This is a genomic window from Bhargavaea massiliensis (genome assembly GCF_050480245.1).
GTDB lineage: Bacteria > Bacillota > Bacilli > Bacillales > Anoxybacillaceae > Anoxybacillus.
Map to the genome: position 1 here is coordinate 25,235 of NZ_JBCNEQ010000001.1, position 15,701 is coordinate 40,935.

Annotated in this window: 17 protein-coding genes; 2 read left to right on the plus strand and 15 right to left on the minus strand. The window is 42.6% G+C overall.

Annotated features, from left to right (window positions below; all coding sequences use genetic code 11):
* From buk to ABEV15_RS00145, 4 genes are all read right to left on the minus strand, one after another.
* On the minus strand, positions 1 to 1,101 hold the full coding sequence (gene buk, locus ABEV15_RS00130; protein WP_498852052.1) for a butyrate kinase: 1,101 nt from the start codon (positions 1,099 to 1,101) through the stop codon (positions 1 to 3).
* Positions 1,102 to 1,166: 65 nt separating this feature from the next.
* On the minus strand, positions 1,167 to 2,270 hold the full coding sequence (bcd, locus tag ABEV15_RS00135; protein ID WP_498852053.1) for a branched-chain amino acid dehydrogenase: 1,104 nt from the start codon (positions 2,268 to 2,270) through the stop codon (positions 1,167 to 1,169).
* Positions 2,271 to 2,286: 16 nt separating this feature from the next.
* Positions 2,287 to 3,189, minus strand: a complete 903-nt coding sequence (gene yqiS, locus ABEV15_RS00140; RefSeq protein ID WP_498852054.1) for a phosphate butyryltransferase — start codon at positions 3,187 to 3,189, stop codon at positions 2,287 to 2,289.
* A 149-nt stretch (positions 3,190 to 3,338) separates the two neighbouring features.
* Entirely contained in the window at positions 3,339 to 3,464 is a 126-nt protein-coding gene (locus ABEV15_RS00145) for a hypothetical protein (RefSeq protein ID WP_498852072.1), read from the minus strand.
* A 124-nt stretch (positions 3,465 to 3,588) separates the two neighbouring features.
* On the opposite strand from ABEV15_RS00145, the gene ABEV15_RS00150 reads away from it, so the two are divergent.
* Positions 3,589 to 3,843: a DUF2627 domain-containing protein gene (locus ABEV15_RS00150; protein WP_429632651.1), complete on the plus strand. Its 255-nt coding sequence runs from the start codon at positions 3,589 to 3,591 to the stop codon at positions 3,841 to 3,843.
* On the opposite strand, the gene ABEV15_RS00155 is transcribed toward ABEV15_RS00150, so the two are convergent.
* Entirely contained in the window at positions 3,835 to 4,569 is a 735-nt protein-coding gene (locus ABEV15_RS00155; RefSeq protein ID WP_498852055.1) for a glycerophosphodiester phosphodiesterase, read from the minus strand. The two genes, ABEV15_RS00150 and ABEV15_RS00155, sit on opposite strands and share 9 nt — an antisense overlap.
* Before the next feature lie 55 nt (positions 4,570 to 4,624).
* Between ABEV15_RS00155 and ABEV15_RS00160 the strand changes: the two genes are divergently transcribed.
* Entirely contained in the window at positions 4,625 to 4,771 is a 147-nt protein-coding gene (locus ABEV15_RS00160) for a YycC family protein (RefSeq protein WP_498852056.1), read from the plus strand.
* Positions 4,772 to 4,789: 18 nt separating this feature from the next.
* Here the strand turns inward: ABEV15_RS00160 and spo0A are convergent, their stop codons facing one another.
* The 10 genes from spo0A to folD all read right to left on the minus strand — a co-directional run bounded on the left by spo0A (position 4,790) and on the right by folD (position 15,688).
* Positions 4,790 to 5,569, minus strand: coding sequence for a sporulation transcription factor Spo0A (spo0A, locus tag ABEV15_RS00165; protein WP_064214093.1), 780 nt, complete (start codon positions 5,567 to 5,569; stop codon positions 4,790 to 4,792).
* Positions 5,570 to 5,786: 217 nt separating this feature from the next.
* Positions 5,787 to 7,064 (minus strand): SpoIVB peptidase, encoded by a 1,278-nt coding sequence (gene spoIVB, locus ABEV15_RS00170; RefSeq protein ID WP_498852057.1) that lies wholly within the window; start codon positions 7,062 to 7,064, stop codon positions 5,787 to 5,789.
* A 114-nt stretch (positions 7,065 to 7,178) separates the two neighbouring features.
* Positions 7,179 to 8,909, minus strand: coding sequence for a DNA repair protein RecN (recN, locus tag ABEV15_RS00175; RefSeq protein WP_498852058.1), 1,731 nt, complete (start codon positions 8,907 to 8,909; stop codon positions 7,179 to 7,181).
* 18 nt (positions 8,910 to 8,927) lie between these two features.
* Positions 8,928 to 9,377, minus strand: a complete 450-nt coding sequence (gene ahrC, locus ABEV15_RS00180) for a transcriptional regulator AhrC/ArgR (RefSeq protein WP_429634154.1) — start codon at positions 9,375 to 9,377, stop codon at positions 8,928 to 8,930.
* Between the two features lie 93 nt (positions 9,378 to 9,470).
* On the minus strand, positions 9,471 to 10,313 hold the full coding sequence (locus tag ABEV15_RS00185; RefSeq protein WP_429634152.1) for a TlyA family RNA methyltransferase: 843 nt from the start codon (positions 10,311 to 10,313) through the stop codon (positions 9,471 to 9,473).
* Positions 10,314 to 10,316: 3 nt separating this feature from the next.
* Positions 10,317 to 12,209: a 1-deoxy-D-xylulose-5-phosphate synthase gene (gene dxs / locus ABEV15_RS00190; RefSeq protein WP_498852059.1), complete on the minus strand. Its 1,893-nt coding sequence runs from the start codon at positions 12,207 to 12,209 to the stop codon at positions 10,317 to 10,319.
* A gap of 172 nt (positions 12,210 to 12,381) precedes the next feature.
* Positions 12,382 to 13,254 (minus strand): polyprenyl synthetase family protein, encoded by an 873-nt coding sequence (locus ABEV15_RS00195; RefSeq protein ID WP_429634166.1) that lies wholly within the window; start codon positions 13,252 to 13,254, stop codon positions 12,382 to 12,384.
* A gap of 9 nt (positions 13,255 to 13,263) precedes the next feature.
* Positions 13,264 to 13,476 carry an exodeoxyribonuclease VII small subunit gene (locus ABEV15_RS00200; protein WP_429634148.1) on the minus strand — a complete coding sequence of 71 codons (213 nt, stop codon included), beginning with the start codon at positions 13,474 to 13,476 and terminating at the stop codon, positions 13,264 to 13,266.
* The gene (gene xseA, locus ABEV15_RS00205; protein WP_429634146.1) at positions 13,473 to 14,822 is read right to left on the minus strand and encodes an exodeoxyribonuclease VII large subunit; all 1,350 of its coding nucleotides are present in this window, start codon (positions 14,820 to 14,822) and stop codon (positions 13,473 to 13,475) included. Before xseA ends, ABEV15_RS00200 begins: the two co-directional genes overlap by 4 nt.
* Before the next feature lie 14 nt (positions 14,823 to 14,836).
* Entirely contained in the window at positions 14,837 to 15,688 is an 852-nt protein-coding gene (gene folD / locus ABEV15_RS00210) for a bifunctional methylenetetrahydrofolate dehydrogenase/methenyltetrahydrofolate cyclohydrolase FolD (protein WP_498852060.1), read from the minus strand.
* Between the last annotated feature and the right edge of the window lie 13 nt (positions 15,689 to 15,701).

Sequence of the window (15,701 nt, forward strand, 5' to 3'; positions counted from 1 at the left end):
TTAAACCGTTGTTTTGACCGCTTGTGGATATTGTTTTGCTTCTTCTTCTCCACGCAACACGCGAAGCGCTCCTTCAGCAAGCGCCTGCAATTCATTTTCTCCTGGTTGCACGATGACATCGGCAATCCATTGTACCCGATCAGCAATTTCTTTCACAAATTGCTTTCCATACGCTAAACCGCCCGTTAAAATGATAGCATCTACTTTTCCAGCTAGCACGGCGCTTGCCGCTCCAATTTCTTTTGCTACTTGGTACGCCATCGCACTATAAACGAGTTTCGCTTTTTCGTTGCCGTTTTCGATCATTTTTTCGACTTTCACCGCATCGTTCGTCCCTAAATAGCCAACGAGACCTCCGCCTCCAACGAGCATGCGCATCACTTCTTCGCGATAATACTCGCCTGAAAAGCAAAGGGAGACAAGATCACCGGCTGGAACGGTACCAGCACGTTCTGGACTAAATGGACCTTCTCCGTCTAATCCGTTATTGACGTCAATGACGCATCCATGTTTATGCGCACCGACTGTAATTCCTCCGCCCATGTGTGCGACGATGAAATTGACTTCTTCGTACGTTTTTCCCATTTGCTTGGCGACGCGACGAGCGACTGCTTTTTGATTCAATGCATGGAAAATGCTGCGACGTTCAATTAATGAAAAACCAGAAATGCGAGCAATCGGATCAAGTTCGTCGACAACAACAGGATCAACAATAAATGCTGGTATATTTAATGCGGAAGCAATTTCATAAGCTAAAATGCCCCCGAGATTCGAAGCGTGCTGACCTGAGTATCCGCGTCTTAAATCTTGCAACATTGCTTCGTTCACGGCATACGTACCGCCTTCAATCGGGCGAAGTAAGCCTCCGCGTCCGCACACCGCATCGAGCTTAGAAATGTTAATTCCTTCATGATCGAGCGTTTCTAAAATCGTTTGTTTACGAAATTCGTACTGATCGATAATTTTTTTATACGCTCGCAACGCTTCTGTATCATGGCGAATCGTTTTTTCTAAAATAGGACGTTCGTTATCAAAAACGCCTATTTTCGTTGACGTTGATCCCGGATTAATGACTAAGATGCGAAAGGAATGTTCCTGCAATGTTTAACCCTCCATTTTTATTATCGACGAAGTGAGAACAAACGTCCTCGCTTCGTTACATGTTTTTAGCGCGTGCGACGACGACTTAAGATGTGTTGGCCGTTTTGTAGAAATTGGCTGCGTGATTGACGCATTTTTGCAATGCGCTCTTCAGCTAAACGGTCTGCCGCCTGATATGTTGGAATGCCATCACGCTTGGCAATTTCGATGACTTTTTCAATATTGTTATAAATTTGTTCAACTTTTTTCATCGCACGTTCACGGTTGTAGCCATATAACTCATCTGCTACGTTAATAACGCCGCCTGCATTAATAACATAGTCTGGCGCATAAACGATTCCCATTTCATGAATGATGTCACCATGTCTTGGTTCACGCAATTGGTTGTTCGCAGCACCTGCGATGACTTTTGCTTTTAATTGTGGAATCGTTTGGTCATTAATAATGCCTCCAAGCGCACACGGAGCGAAAATATCGCATTGTACACCATAAATGTCGTTCGGATCTACTGCTTGCGCTCCAAACTCTTCGACAACACGTTGTACCGCTTCTTTGTTAATATCTGTAACGATAAGCTTTGCTCCTTCTTCATGAAGATGACGGCATAAATTGTAAGCAACATTACCAACACCTTGCACCGCAATCACTTTTCCTTCAAGCGAATCGCTACCAAATGCTTCTTTTGCCGCTGCTTTCATACCGCGATAAACACCGTACGCAGTAACTGGAGAAGGATTTCCAGATGAACCGAACGCTGGCGAAATACCTGTGACATAATCTGTTTCTTCGTAAATAATATCCATATCAGCAACCGTTGTACCAACGTCTTCTGCTGTAATGTAGCGACCGTTTAATCCTTGAATAAAGCGACCGAACGCTCTAAACATCGCTTCGTTTTTATCTTTGCGTGGATCGCCGATAATGACCTCTTTTCCACCACCAAGATTTAATCCGGCTGCTGCGTTTTTATATGTCATACCACGCGCTAAGCGAAGTGCATCTTCAATCGCCGCATCTTCTGACTCATACATCCACATGCGCGTACCGCCTAATGCTGGTCCAAGCGTTGTATCATGAATCGCAATGATCGCTTTTAATCCTGATTCTTTATCTTGGCAAAATACTAACTGCTCATAATCGTATTGCTCCATATATTTAAAAATCTCCATCTTTCGTTCCCCCTTGTTATTTGTTCGTTGCACAAATAGATAATGCTAATGAATACAATTTGCTTTCTGCAGAATCCGCGCGAGATGTTAATACGATTGGCGCTTTCGCCCCAGCAATGATCCCTCCAACTTGTGCGCGGGCAAAGTATACGAGCGATTTATATAGCACATTTCCTGTTTCAATGTTCGGCACAACTAAAATATCAGCATGTCCTGCCACCGAACTTTGAATGCCTTTATGTTCGGCAGATTCAACAGAAATGGCGTTATCTAAAGCGAGTGGACCGTCGACGATGCAATCTTTCAACTGTCCACGCTGATTCATTAACGATAATACAGCTGCATCAATCGTTGCTGGCATCGCTGGATTGACGACTTCGACAGCGGCAAGTGGTGCAACTTTTGGCTTTTCTATTCCGATGGCTTTAGCCACTTGTACCGCATTCATAATAATTTCTGTTTTTTGTTGCAAGTCAGGTGCTATGTTCATCGCTGCATCCGTGACGAGAATTGGTCGTTCATAATGCGGCACATCAAATACAGCAACATGCGATAAAACATTGCCTGTGCGAAGTCCGTATTCTTTGTTTAACACCGCTTTTAAGATTGTTGCCGTTGGTATGTTCCCTTTCATTAAAACGCTCGCTTCTTTTGCATGCACCGCTTTTACAGCCATTTCGGCTGCTTCTTCTTTTGTCGAAGCATGAACGATGCGAATTGCGTCGTGATTTGCGTTTTGAACGTACTCACGAACGAGGCGTGATAAAACGGATTCATCGCCATATAAAATAAATTGCCCGAATCCTGCTTGTAACGCTTGTGCGACTGCTTTTAACACTTCTGCATCTTCAGCCGCCGCAACGGCAATAGTTGCACCAGGAAATTGGGTTGTTTTGGTGATCAACGATTGTAGCTTCATCTCATCTGCTCAACCCCTTTGTTTTTTCGTCGCTTTATATTCTCGCAAAAAGCGTGCCAACTTTTTAACGGCGGAAACGCTTTATTTTAATGGTGAGAACGCTTTATTTTATTTATTTTTATATTGCAACTTTTTGCACATTATGAGCATTATTGCATGCTTTTTAATACACCGTCAAAGATAATCGGAGCAACATTGACGACGACATCTCGTCTTTTCGGACCGACCTTCATGCGTACCCCTCTGACAGGACGACGCGTTTTTAACACTTTCATCTCCCATCACCTGTTCGTTTGCAATTTTTTGCAGACGCTTTCATCATACATCGTTTTTCTCTCCTTGACAAACAAACAAAAACATTTATGATGAAAACAGAACGAATGGAAAGGGTTTTGTTTTATGCAGCGAATGATCGCCCTACTCATTTTGCTTATTCCTGGATTCATTGCAGCGTTAGGGATTAAATGGATGCGTGATACGGTATTTGGTATTTTGCATACACCGATCCCTTCACTTATTATCCAATTTCTGCTCGGTTTATTTTGTTTTATCGCTGGTCTTGGTTTTATCGGAGGATTTATTTTCCATCGTGATCGAAAGCGAAATAAAGTACAGCCGCGTTTTCAAAAAAAGAAACGCTCCGATTCAGAGTGATCGAAGCATTTTTTCACGTATATGTTTTGCTTTTTCAGGAAAATCGGTAAAAATCCCGTCCACTTCATATTGAAACATCTTTTTCATCTGTTCTTCTTTATTGATTGTAAAAGGGCGAACGAGCAAATCGTTAGCGTGAGCGAGTTCAACAAAAGCCCGATCTACAGTTGGATGATACGGATGAAGCGCTAAAGCGCGCAAAGCATGAGCGTAACGCCACGGTTCATGTAGCTTTTCCATATACAGAAGCGCTGTTTCTATACGTGGAGCTAGATCACGACATTTCGCCATACTTTCGTGATTAAACGAAGAAAAAATGACGCGCGACGCTAGGCTATATCGTTCAACAAGTTCAATCGTTTTTTCCTCTAATCGTTCATAAGGCACGAGATTGTTTTTCAACTCAATATTAATGAGCAACGACGTGTTTTGCGCCCATTCAAGCACCTCTTGTAGCGATGGAATGGGACAAAAGCCGTATTGCTTAAATTTATAATTGGCGTTTAACTTCCGCAATTGCCGATACGTCATTTGCGCAACCCACCCTGTTCCGTCTGTCGTCCGATTGACCGTTTCATCATGTATGACGACGACGACACCGTCTTTTGAAAGTTGCACATCAAGTTCAATTCCATCAGCTTGCACTCGTGCGGCTTCCATAAACGATGCCATTGTATTTTCCGGATGCGTGCCAGCTGAACCGCGATGAGCAAAAATATGTGCCATCCTTTTCCCACCTTTAAAAACGTTTTATACTTAACATATGAAGGGAGTTGAATATATGCGACCGTTGCAAATTTCGTTAGAAACAGCTCAAAAGCTAGCTAAAGCACTAAATATGCCGTTAGAACAAATTATGCACATGCCGCAACACATATTAATCCAAAAACTGCTTGAGATCGAGAAAAATGAGCAACAAAAAAGGTAGTCCATGCGACTACCTTTTTTAGCTTGCTTTATGCTCAAGTCTTAATCGGTCAGCAACCATCGCAATAAACTCTGAGTTTGTCGGTTTGGCTTTGGACATGCTGACCGTATGACCAAATAAAGACGAAATGGACTCTAAATTGCCACGGCTCCATGCGACTTCAATCGCATGACGAATCGCTCGCTCTACGCGACTAGCCGTCGTATTGTATTTTTTTGCAATATCTGGATAAAGCACTTTTGTAATCGATCCAAGCAGTTCAACATCGTTATATACCATCGCGATCGCTTCACGCAAATATAAATATCCTTTAATGTGTGCAGGAACACCGATTTCGTGAATAATGTTCGTAATGCTTGCATCTAAGTTTTTTGGCTTTCCGTCACGAATTGGCGAAAGGAGCGGTCGCTTTAATACAGCTGGCTTTTTGCCGCATACATGACGAATTTGATTCACTAAATGTTCAATATCAAACGGCTTTAAAATAAAGTAAGAAGCTCCAAGTTCAACTGCTTTTTTCGTTACATCTTCTTGACCAAACGCTGTTAACATAATGACGTTTGGCAACGGCTGTTTGAACATGCGCAACTTTTCTAATACAGCCAAGCCGTCTAAATGCGGCATAATAATATCGAGAACAAGAACATCAGGATCGCGCTCACGCAACAGTTGCAAACAATCTTGCCCATTATATGCAACGCCAATGACTTCCATATCTCCTTGGCTTGTAATGTATTCTTCAAGCAAATGTACTAATTCCCGATTATCATCTACAATACACACTTTTATTGTACTCACGAAATCCTTCCTCCCTAAAGCAATGATCTTTTGTCACATACGTGGTTAATTCGACGCCATGGACAAAAATCCTTTTTCTTTTGCAAAATCAGTCAAATAATTTATATTTTTCATACAACGTATATGTTTCATTTTTATTTCATTCTACACTACACGTTTACGTCGTGTCATGATAAAATATGACAAATTGCGTGGAAAAACAAAAAGCAAGCTAACATTAGCTCGCTTTTTGTCCGCTTTTATTATAAATGTCAATTCCAGCTTCGTGCAACATCCATTCGATATGCACACCGTATCCAGATGTTGGGTCATTTACAAATACATGGGTTACCGCTCCGACAACTTTTCCGTCTTGAATGATCGGACTTCCGCTCATCCCTTGAACAATCCCGCCTGTTTTTTCTAATAGACGTGGATCCGTTACTTTAATGACCATCCCTTTTGTTGCCGGGAACTTTTGTGGCGTTACGCTAACGATTTCAACATCAAACGCCTCAACACGATCTTGTTCAACGACCGTCAATATTTTTGCAGGTCCTTTTTTTACATCTGTCGATAACGCGATTGGCATTGGCTTGTCAAAAATGCCATTTTGAATCGGCTTCGAAAGCTTACCAAAAATACCGAACGGACTGTTCGTTTTAATATCGCCAATAACTTGTTTGTCGCTTGAAAATCTAGCTAATTTTTCACCCGGGCTTCCATTTCTTCCTTTATCAATTGCGGTTACTGTCGATCTCACAATCGTTCCATCGCGAACGACAATGGGCTTTCTCGTATCCATATCCGAAATGACATGACCGAGGGCACCGTATATATTTGATTTCGGTTCAAAAAACGTCATTGTCCCAATTCCTGCTGCTGAATCGCGAATGTATAGCCCAATGCGATACGCTTGATCATGTTTATCCTTAAGCGGGGCAAGCGTCGTTTCAAATGTGTGGCGATCACGCGCAACAGTTAGTCGCAACGGCTTACCCGTTCTTCCCGCTTCTTCAATAAACGGGGACAAATCTGTCATCTTCTCGATTTTTTTTCCGTTAATATGCGTAATCGCATCCCCGACTTGAATGCCAGCCGCTTCACCTGGAGATTGTTTTCCTCGTTCCGTTTCCACTAAATGATGACCAACAACAAGAACACCAACCGTATTTAATTTCACACCAATGGATTGGCCACCTGGAACGATTTTGAAATCAGGTAATACTTTCACGTTTACTTGCTTAATTGGGAATCCGGCCATTTGTAAAATAACATCGCTTTCCCCGACATGTTGTCCGCTAATCGCCAACTTTTCTTTTTGTTGAACATGAACAGCGTTTGTTGTTACAGCTTGGACAGAGCCAGATGCAGGCACATGAGCCGTTTGTCCTTGAAATAAAACAAGTTGTTTCGGAATGCTTACATATTTTTGAAATGGCGTTGCCATTGTTAGAACGATAAAAGAAACAAGGAGAAATGCACCTATTCCTTTTCTTAATTTGTCAAAATTCAAATGTCTTCACTCTCCTCGTTCCTACGTACACACCGAATCCTACACTATTTAATGTTGCCTGAAACAATCGAAATATAACCGGACGAAACGAAAAAACAATGCCAATGTTGGCATTTAAGCTGTTTCGTTTTTCGTTTTTGCCGCCAATTGCAATAACTCACGCGCATGCTGTTTCGTCAATTCTGTAATTTCCACTCCGGAGATCATACGGCTAATTTCGTTAATTTTTTCTTCTTCATTTAGCGCTTCGACGGTCGTTTTTGTTCGCCCGTCTATCGTTTCCTTTGCGATAAATAAATGCGTATCGGCCATTGCTGCCACTTGTGGCAAATGCGAAATGCATAATACTTGCGAATGGCGTGCCACGCGATAAATTTTTTCCGCAATGGATTGAGCAACGCGACCGCTTACACCGGTATCGACTTCATCAAAAATAATAGATGTGACACCTTGATGTTTAGAGAAAATGCTCTTTAAGGCAAGCATCATGCGCGATAATTCTCCACCAGATGCAACTTTGGCAAGCGGTTTTAACGGCTCGCCTGGATTTGTCGAAATGTAAAATTCAACTTCATCTATTCCGTTTGATTGCAACTTGACAGGGACTCCGTCAAGCAACGGATCATCGTACGATCCTTGCCGTTTTCGAAAGACGACATCAAACGTCGTTTTTTCCATGTATAAATCTTTTAGCTCTTGATGAATGTCGTCGATCAGTTGTTTCGCATATTGCATACGCAATTCGCTTATATGTTTCGCTTCAACTAATAAATCAGCGGTAATGGATTGAAGCTCAGTTTGTAATTTATGAATATGATCGTCGCGATGTTGAATCGTTTCGATTTCTTCTTCCACTTTCGCCGCATATTCTAAAATGTCACGCACCGTTTGACCGTATTTGCGTTTTAAATGGTTAATTTCACTTAAGCGACTTTCAATTTCGTCAAGCCGAAGGGGGTCGTATTCTAGCTGATCTAACTGTTCACGCAGCTGGTGAGCCACTTCTTCTAATAAGTAATAACAGTTAGACACCACTTCTTGCGCTTGTTTAAACGATGAATCAATATCGCTAACATGATCTAAATGATTCATTGCTAATCCGATCCAATCAAGCCCGCGTTGCTCCCCATAAAGCGCTTCATAACTGCTTTGTAGCGCCTCATATATTTTCTGGAAGTTAACAATTTTTCTGCGTTCTTCCATCAATTGCTCATCTTCATCTGGCTGCAGTTGTGCTTTTTGAATTTCATCAAGTTGAAATGTTAATAAATCTAATCGATGCGCCATTTGTTGTTCGTTTTCATTCAGCTTTTGTAGTTGACGCTTAATTTGTTCATACGTTGCATATAAAGCTCCGTACTCCTCTAGCGCTTCCCGAATACGTTCTCCTCCGTATTGATCTAACAAATGTAAGTGTTTACTTTCATCGAGCAACTCTTGATGCTCATGTTGTCCGTGAATATCAACGAGCGTGGAGCCGATTTCACGCAGCGTTGCAATCGTGACTAACTTTCCGTTCACACGGCAGACGCTTTTTCCATTGGCCATCAGCTCTCGGCGAAGCACGATCATGCCATCGCTTATATCGATGCCGAGTTCAGCGCATTTGTTGTAACACGGATGATCATGATATTCAAGCAAAAAAAGACCTTCAATTTCTGCTTTTGCTTCTCCATATCGAACAAACTCTGCTGAACCGCGTCCGCCAATTAATAAATGAATGGCATCAATAATGATCGATTTTCCCGCTCCCGTTTCTCCTGTTAAAACGGTGAGCCCTTTTTCAAACGAAAGCGAAAGGGATTCAATAATGGCAAAGTTTTTAATGGATAACTCTGCTAACATGTCGCATTCACACCTTTATTACAGCATGTCCAACAATCGTTTTGAAACGACTTCTGTATCTTCTGGCGTTCGGCAAATAATTAAACATGTATCATCTCCGCAAATCGTTCCGACAACTTCATCCCATTCTAAATGGTCAAGTAGCACCCCGATAGCATGCGCATTGCCAGGCAACGTCTTCATGACAAGCAAATGACCTGCCCCGTCAATTTTTACAAACGCATCCATGAGTGCCCGCTTCAGTTTTTGTAGCGGGTTAAATCGTTGATCTGCCGGCAAGCTATATTTATATCGCCCATCCATCATTGGTACTTTGACTAAATGTAGCTCTTTAATGTCACGAGACACCGTTGCTTGCGTGACGTTAAAACCTTCTTTTCGCAACATGTCAACAAGTTCATCTTGCGTTTCAATATCATGATTTGAAATAATTTCGCGAATTTTAATATGACGTTGTCCTTTATTCAACGAAAACACCCCTCCCGTGTGTATAACATTTGCATATTTATACTCCTATGTTACCGAACGATAGACGAGCAAACAAGAGGGAATAACCGTCTGTTATTCCCCCTCATGCTCTTTATTCTCTTTCAGTTCAGCATGCGCTCTAGCTACAACTTCTTCTGGAGAAACTGTCAAGCGGTTTTCCCCATTTTCTTTTCCTTCCCAACGCAAATGAAGCAAAAATTCAATATTTCCATCGCCACCCGTAATTGGCGAATGCGTTAGCCCAAGGATATTATACCCTTCTTCTCGAGCGAATGCGATGATCGTTTCTAGTACGTGCACGTGAACGCGTGCATCGCGAACAATTCCTTTTTTTCCAACAAAGTCCTTTCCTGCTTCAAACTGCGGTTTAACTAAAGCAACGACATCGCTATGCGGCACTAAAATCGTTTTTAAGACAGGAAGGATTAACTTTAATGAAATAAACGACACATCAATCGTTGCAAAGTTCGGTAAGCCGCGCTGAAAATCGCTCGGTGTGGCGTAGCGGAAGTTTGTCCGCTCCATGACGACAACACGCTCATCTTGGCGCAGTTTCCATGCGAGCTGATTGTATCCTACATCAAGAGCGTATGACAGCTTCACTCCGTTTTGCAACGCACAGTCTGTAAATCCGCCCGTTGATGCACCAATATCAAGCATAATCTTATCTTTCACTTCAAGCGAGAATACTTGCAACGCTTTTTCAAGTTTGAGTCCCCCGCGACTCACATACGGTAACGCATTTCCTTTGACCGTAAGCGGAATGTCAACTGGCACTTTTTCTCCCGGCTTGTCAAGCCGCATTTCGTTCGAATAAACAAGGCCAGCCATAATCGTTCGCTTTGCCTTTTCCCGCGTTTCCGCCAATCCACGTTCGACAAGCAATACATCTAAACGTTCTTTCTTCCCTTTCATCTCTCATGCCCTTTTTCTTTTTTTCGGTAGTAATAAACAAATACGTTCCATCACATGCTCTGTCGTCAATCCAATTTCTTCTAGAAGCTGTGACACACCACCATGTTCGATAAAGCGATCCGGTATGCCCATTCGGTCGATCACCGCTCCATGATAGCCATGATCATGAGCAAATTCAAGTACCGCGCTACCAAATCCGCCTTGAAGCACCGCTTCTTCAATTGTAAGTAACGGCATATTTTTTTGTAATAACACATGTAACATATGTTCATCAAGCGGCTTAATAAACCGAGCATTGACAACTTGTACAGAAATGCCGTCATTTGCAAGACGTTCGGCCGCTTGAAGCGCCATCGGAATCGTCGTGCCAAACGTTAAAATGGCGACGTCTGTCCCTTCGCGCAACACTTCCCATGTACCAATAGGAATTTTTTTCAATTGCTTATCCATCGGCACACCGAGACCGTTGCCGCGCGGAAAACGCATTGCAATCGGACCATCATCGTATTGAATAGCCGTATATACCATATGTTGTCCTTCATTTTCATCTTTCGGCATCATTAATACCATGTTCGGAATGTGACGTAAAAAAGCGATATCAAACACACCTTGATGCGTTTCCCCATCAGCGCCGACAAGTCCAGCGCGGTCGATGCCAAAAAACACGTTTAAATTTTGCCGGCAAATATCGTGAACAACTTGGTCGTACGCCCGTTGTAAAAAAGTTGAATAAATCGCTAAAAACGGCTTCATTCCTTGGGTCGCTAAACCAGCCGCCATTGTGGCAGCATGTTGTTCAGCGATACCAACATCATACATGCGGTCAGGAAATTCGTTTTCAAATCCTTCTAACTTTGATCCAACGGGCATCGCTGGGGTGATCGCAACAATGCGGCGATCTTCCCGCGCTAATTTACGCACCGTTTCACTAACAAGCGCACTCCAAGAAGGAGCAGATTGCTTTGTTTGAATGAAATCACCCGTTTCAATTTTATACGGTCCTGTTCCGTGCCACGTTCCGACTTTATCGTTTTCAGCAGGATGGTATCCTTTTCCCTTTTTCGTAATGACATGAACAAGAACAGGTCCTTTCGTTTTTTTCGCATAATGTAAGTTTTCAAACAAATCTTCAAAGTTATGGCCATCCACTGGTCCGAAATACGTAAAGCCTAACTCTTCAAAAAACACGCCTGACACAAGCAAATACTTAATGCTGTCTTTGAGACGTTCCGCCGTTGCCGCAAGCTTTCCACCGACAGCTGGAATTTTCTTTAATAACATTTCTAGTTCATCTTTTACCCAACGATATTTTCCTGCCGTCCGCAACCGCCCGAGTACATTATGCAACGCACCGACGTTTGGAGCAATAGACATTTCATTATCATTTAAAATAACGATCATATCTTTTTTCTCATGTCCGATATGATTTAACGCTTCAAGTGCCATTCCACCTGTTAGTGCACCATCTCCAATAATCGGAACGATATATTCATCTGTTCCTTTTAAATCGCGCGCAATGACCATTCCCATCGCAGCCGATAAAGATGTCGAACTATGTCCGGTCTCCCATACGTCGTGCTCACTTTCACTTCGTTTTGGAAACCCACATAGCCCTTTATATTGGCGCAATGTATCGAACTGACTAGCACGGCCGGTTAAAATTTTATGCACATACGATTGGTGGCCAACATCCCAAATAAGTTTATCTTTCGGGCTGTCAAATACTTTATGAAGGGCGATCGTTAATTCAACGACTCCGAGATTCGGACCAATATGTCCACCTGTTTTTGATAATTTTTCGATTAAAAATTGCCGTATTTGTTGGCTCAATTGGACTAACTGTTCATTTGACATTTGTTTTAAAAATTTCGGGTTTTGAATCGCTGTGAGATCCAACGCGACCACTCTCTTTCATGTAAGCTATAACAACTGTTATCGTACAGCTTTTTGTATTTTTAATTATACAGACAAACATGTTTGTACGCAAAAAAGAGCCGCTTACACGAACGTGTGAACGGCTAACATTTCTTTTCCACTATACCACATGTTGCTTATTTCCTCAACGCTATTAATGATCGCGCGTTTCGATGACATCGCAAATGTAATGAAGTAGCGAAGCATCGATTTCAGCTTTATCCAAAAGTGTACGTGCTTCCCTCATATGATCGCGGAGCTTCCTCTTTGCGCCATTAAGCGTCAAGAGCGAAGGATAAGTCGATTTCCCGTTGTCGATATCGCTTCTTACTTTTTTCCCGATCTTTTGTTCATCACCTTCAATGTCTAATATGTCATCACGAATTTGAAAGGCTAAACCGAGATGATCAGCAAATGCTGTTAACAGTGCTAATTGTTGTTCCGTTGCTTCACCTAATATTGCACCTGCTCGAACGCTGTATTGCAACAGCTTTCCTGTTTTATGACGATGAATGTATTCTAATTGTTGCAAGCTAATCGTTTTTCCTTCCCCTTCAAGATCGGCTACTTGTCCACCAACCATCCCTTCTGGACCGGCTGCTCTCGCTAGCTCAGCAATAAGACGAACTTTTATTTCAGGTGAAATGGCTCGGTCATCCGCTATGACTTGAAAGGCATATGTCAATAACGCATCGCCAGCTAAAATCGCATTGGCTTCACCGAATACTTTATGATTTGTCGGTTTGCCGCGCCGCAAATCATCGTTATCCATACTTGGCAAATCATCATGAATGAGTGAATACGTATGAATCATTTCAAGGGCACAGGCGATGGACATGCCGATGTCTACTGGCTTGCGAAATGTATGTAACGTTGCAAGCAATAAAAGCGGACGAATGCGCTTTCCACCTGCTTGCAACGAATATAACATCGCTTCTTTCATCGTTTGAGGTGCTTGCAACGGTTCAATATATGTTGGGAGCTGGTGTTCAATTTGTGTTTTATATTGTCGCAATAGCGATTGCATTTCCAACTTCTATTCCTCCTGCACCGTAAAAGGTTCAAGTTGCCCGTCTTCTCGCAAAATAAATTCCATTTGTTTTTCGACTTGTTGCAATTTATCGTGACAAAACTTTGATAATTTCATCCCCTCTTGAAAAAAGTGGATGGCTTCTTCAAGCAGAACGTCCCCTTCTTCTAGTTTTTGCACAATTTCTTCTAGCTTGCTCATCGCTTCTTCAAACGTCATACTTCTCCCTCCTCAATATTTGAAACAATACAATGTGCACGCCCGTCTTGAAAACGAATGTGAACGCGATCTCCTGTTTGCAATTGTGTTACTGTCTTAATGAGTTTGCTTTGCTCATCGTATGTAAGACTGTATCCTCGTTCCATAATTTTTAGCGGACTAAGCGCATCGAGTTTCGCAAGCGCTGTCGTAAGCAACCATTTTTTTTGTTTCATCACATCGTTCATGTTACGAACGATCGTCTGTTCTAACGTGCGCACACGATCGACCGCTTTTTCAATTCTCGACTGCGGATGATGAGCAAATAACGTGAGTTGCATTTGCTGAAGCTTGTTCGCCTTTTGTTTTAACATATCGTTCATTTGTCGTTGCAATCGATCAACAAGCATATCTAGCTGTTGCTCTTTTTGTTCGTAAAGCCGTTTCGGATAGCGAAAAGCATACGACGAGCGCAACGATTGCAATCGCTTTTGTTCGGCGTTCATTCGCTCTTTCATTGCTCGAATGAGACGAGTTTGCTGATCGGATACACGCGAAAGCAAATCGGCTACATGAGGCACAGCAAGCTCCGCTGCCCCTGTCGGCGTCGGCGCACGTAAGTCTGCAACAAAATCAGCAATCGTATAATCCGTTTCATGTCCGACAGCAGAAATAATCGGAATATGCGACGCAAAAATCGCGCGCGCCACAATTTCTTCGTTAAACGCCCAAAGTTCTTCAATCGAGCCGCCACCGCGTCCGACGATAAGCACATCAATATATCCCATGTCATTCGCTTTTTGGATTGATTGAACGATCGATAATGGAGCTTGTTCGCCTTGAACGAGCGTCGGAAACAAAATGACTTTCGCAAGCGGATAACGGCGGCGAATCGTCGTTAAAATATCGCGAATCGCCGCTCCTGTTGGCGATGTCACAACGCCAATATATCGCGGGAATTTTGGAATCGGTTTTTTATGCTCTTTTGCAAATAACCCTTCTTGTTCAAGTTTCTTTTTAAGTTGCTCATACGCTAAGTAAAGGGCACCGACCCCATCCGGTTGCATTTCCTTTACATATACTTGATATGTTCCGCTCGGCTCATATACCGAAATTTCACCGCGCACAAGCACAGTCATCCCGTTTTCCGGCTTAAATGTCAACTGACGATTGTACCCAGCAAACATGACCGCTTGAATGCGCGCTTGTTCATCTTTTAAAGTAAAATACATATGTCCGCGCGAATGATATGTAAAATTCGAAATTTCTCCTTTAATCCATAAATCTTGTAAGTGTGGATCAACTTCAAATTTTCGCTTAATGTATTTCGTTAACGCTGCAACCGTTACATACCTCATTTCTGCCACAGAAAAAACCTCGCTTATTCATGTTGTTCACGCGCTGCTTGTACCGTATTGTGCAGCAACATCGTAATCGTCATTGGTCCAACTCCTTTTGGCACAGGAGTAATGTAACTCGCTACTTCTTTCACATCATCAAAATCGACATCTCCGCACAACTTTCCGGTTTCTAATCGATTGACACCAACATCGATGACGATTGCTCCTTCTTTCACATACTGTGACGTAATGAGCTTCGGTTTGCCGACCGCAACAATTAAAATATCTGCTTGACGTGTCATAGCAGCTAAATCGCTTGTGCGCGAATGGCAATATGTCACTGTCGCATGTTCTCGTAAAAATAGTTGGCCGACGGGTTTGCCGACAATGTTGCTTCGTCCAACGACAACGACATGCTTTCCCGCAATGTCCACTTGCAAAGATTGAACCATATATAAAATGCCGTACGGTGTACACGGTAAAAACGTTTGCTGCCCCGTCATCATTCGGCCAATGTTGAGCGGATGAAAACCATCAACATCTTTTTCTGGCGCGATCGCTTCGATCACGTGTAATTCATTAATTTGCGATGGTAGCGGCAATTGCACTAAAATGCCATGTACCGAACGATCCGCATTTAAGCGAGCAATTTGCTCTAACAAAAACGATTCGGATATGTCGTTTGGAAAAGTAAGTAAAAGCGAGCGAATCCCAATTTCTTCACATGCTTTTTGCTTCGCTTTCACATACGATTGTGAAGCGGGGTGATCTCCAACAAGAATGACGGCCAATGCTGGCTCAATGCCTTCACGTTTTAACTGCTCGACTTCTTTTGCTAATTGTGCTCGTTTTTCTTTCGCTAATTCAAAACCGTTAATGATTTGCGCTGCCATAAGTCCTTCTCCC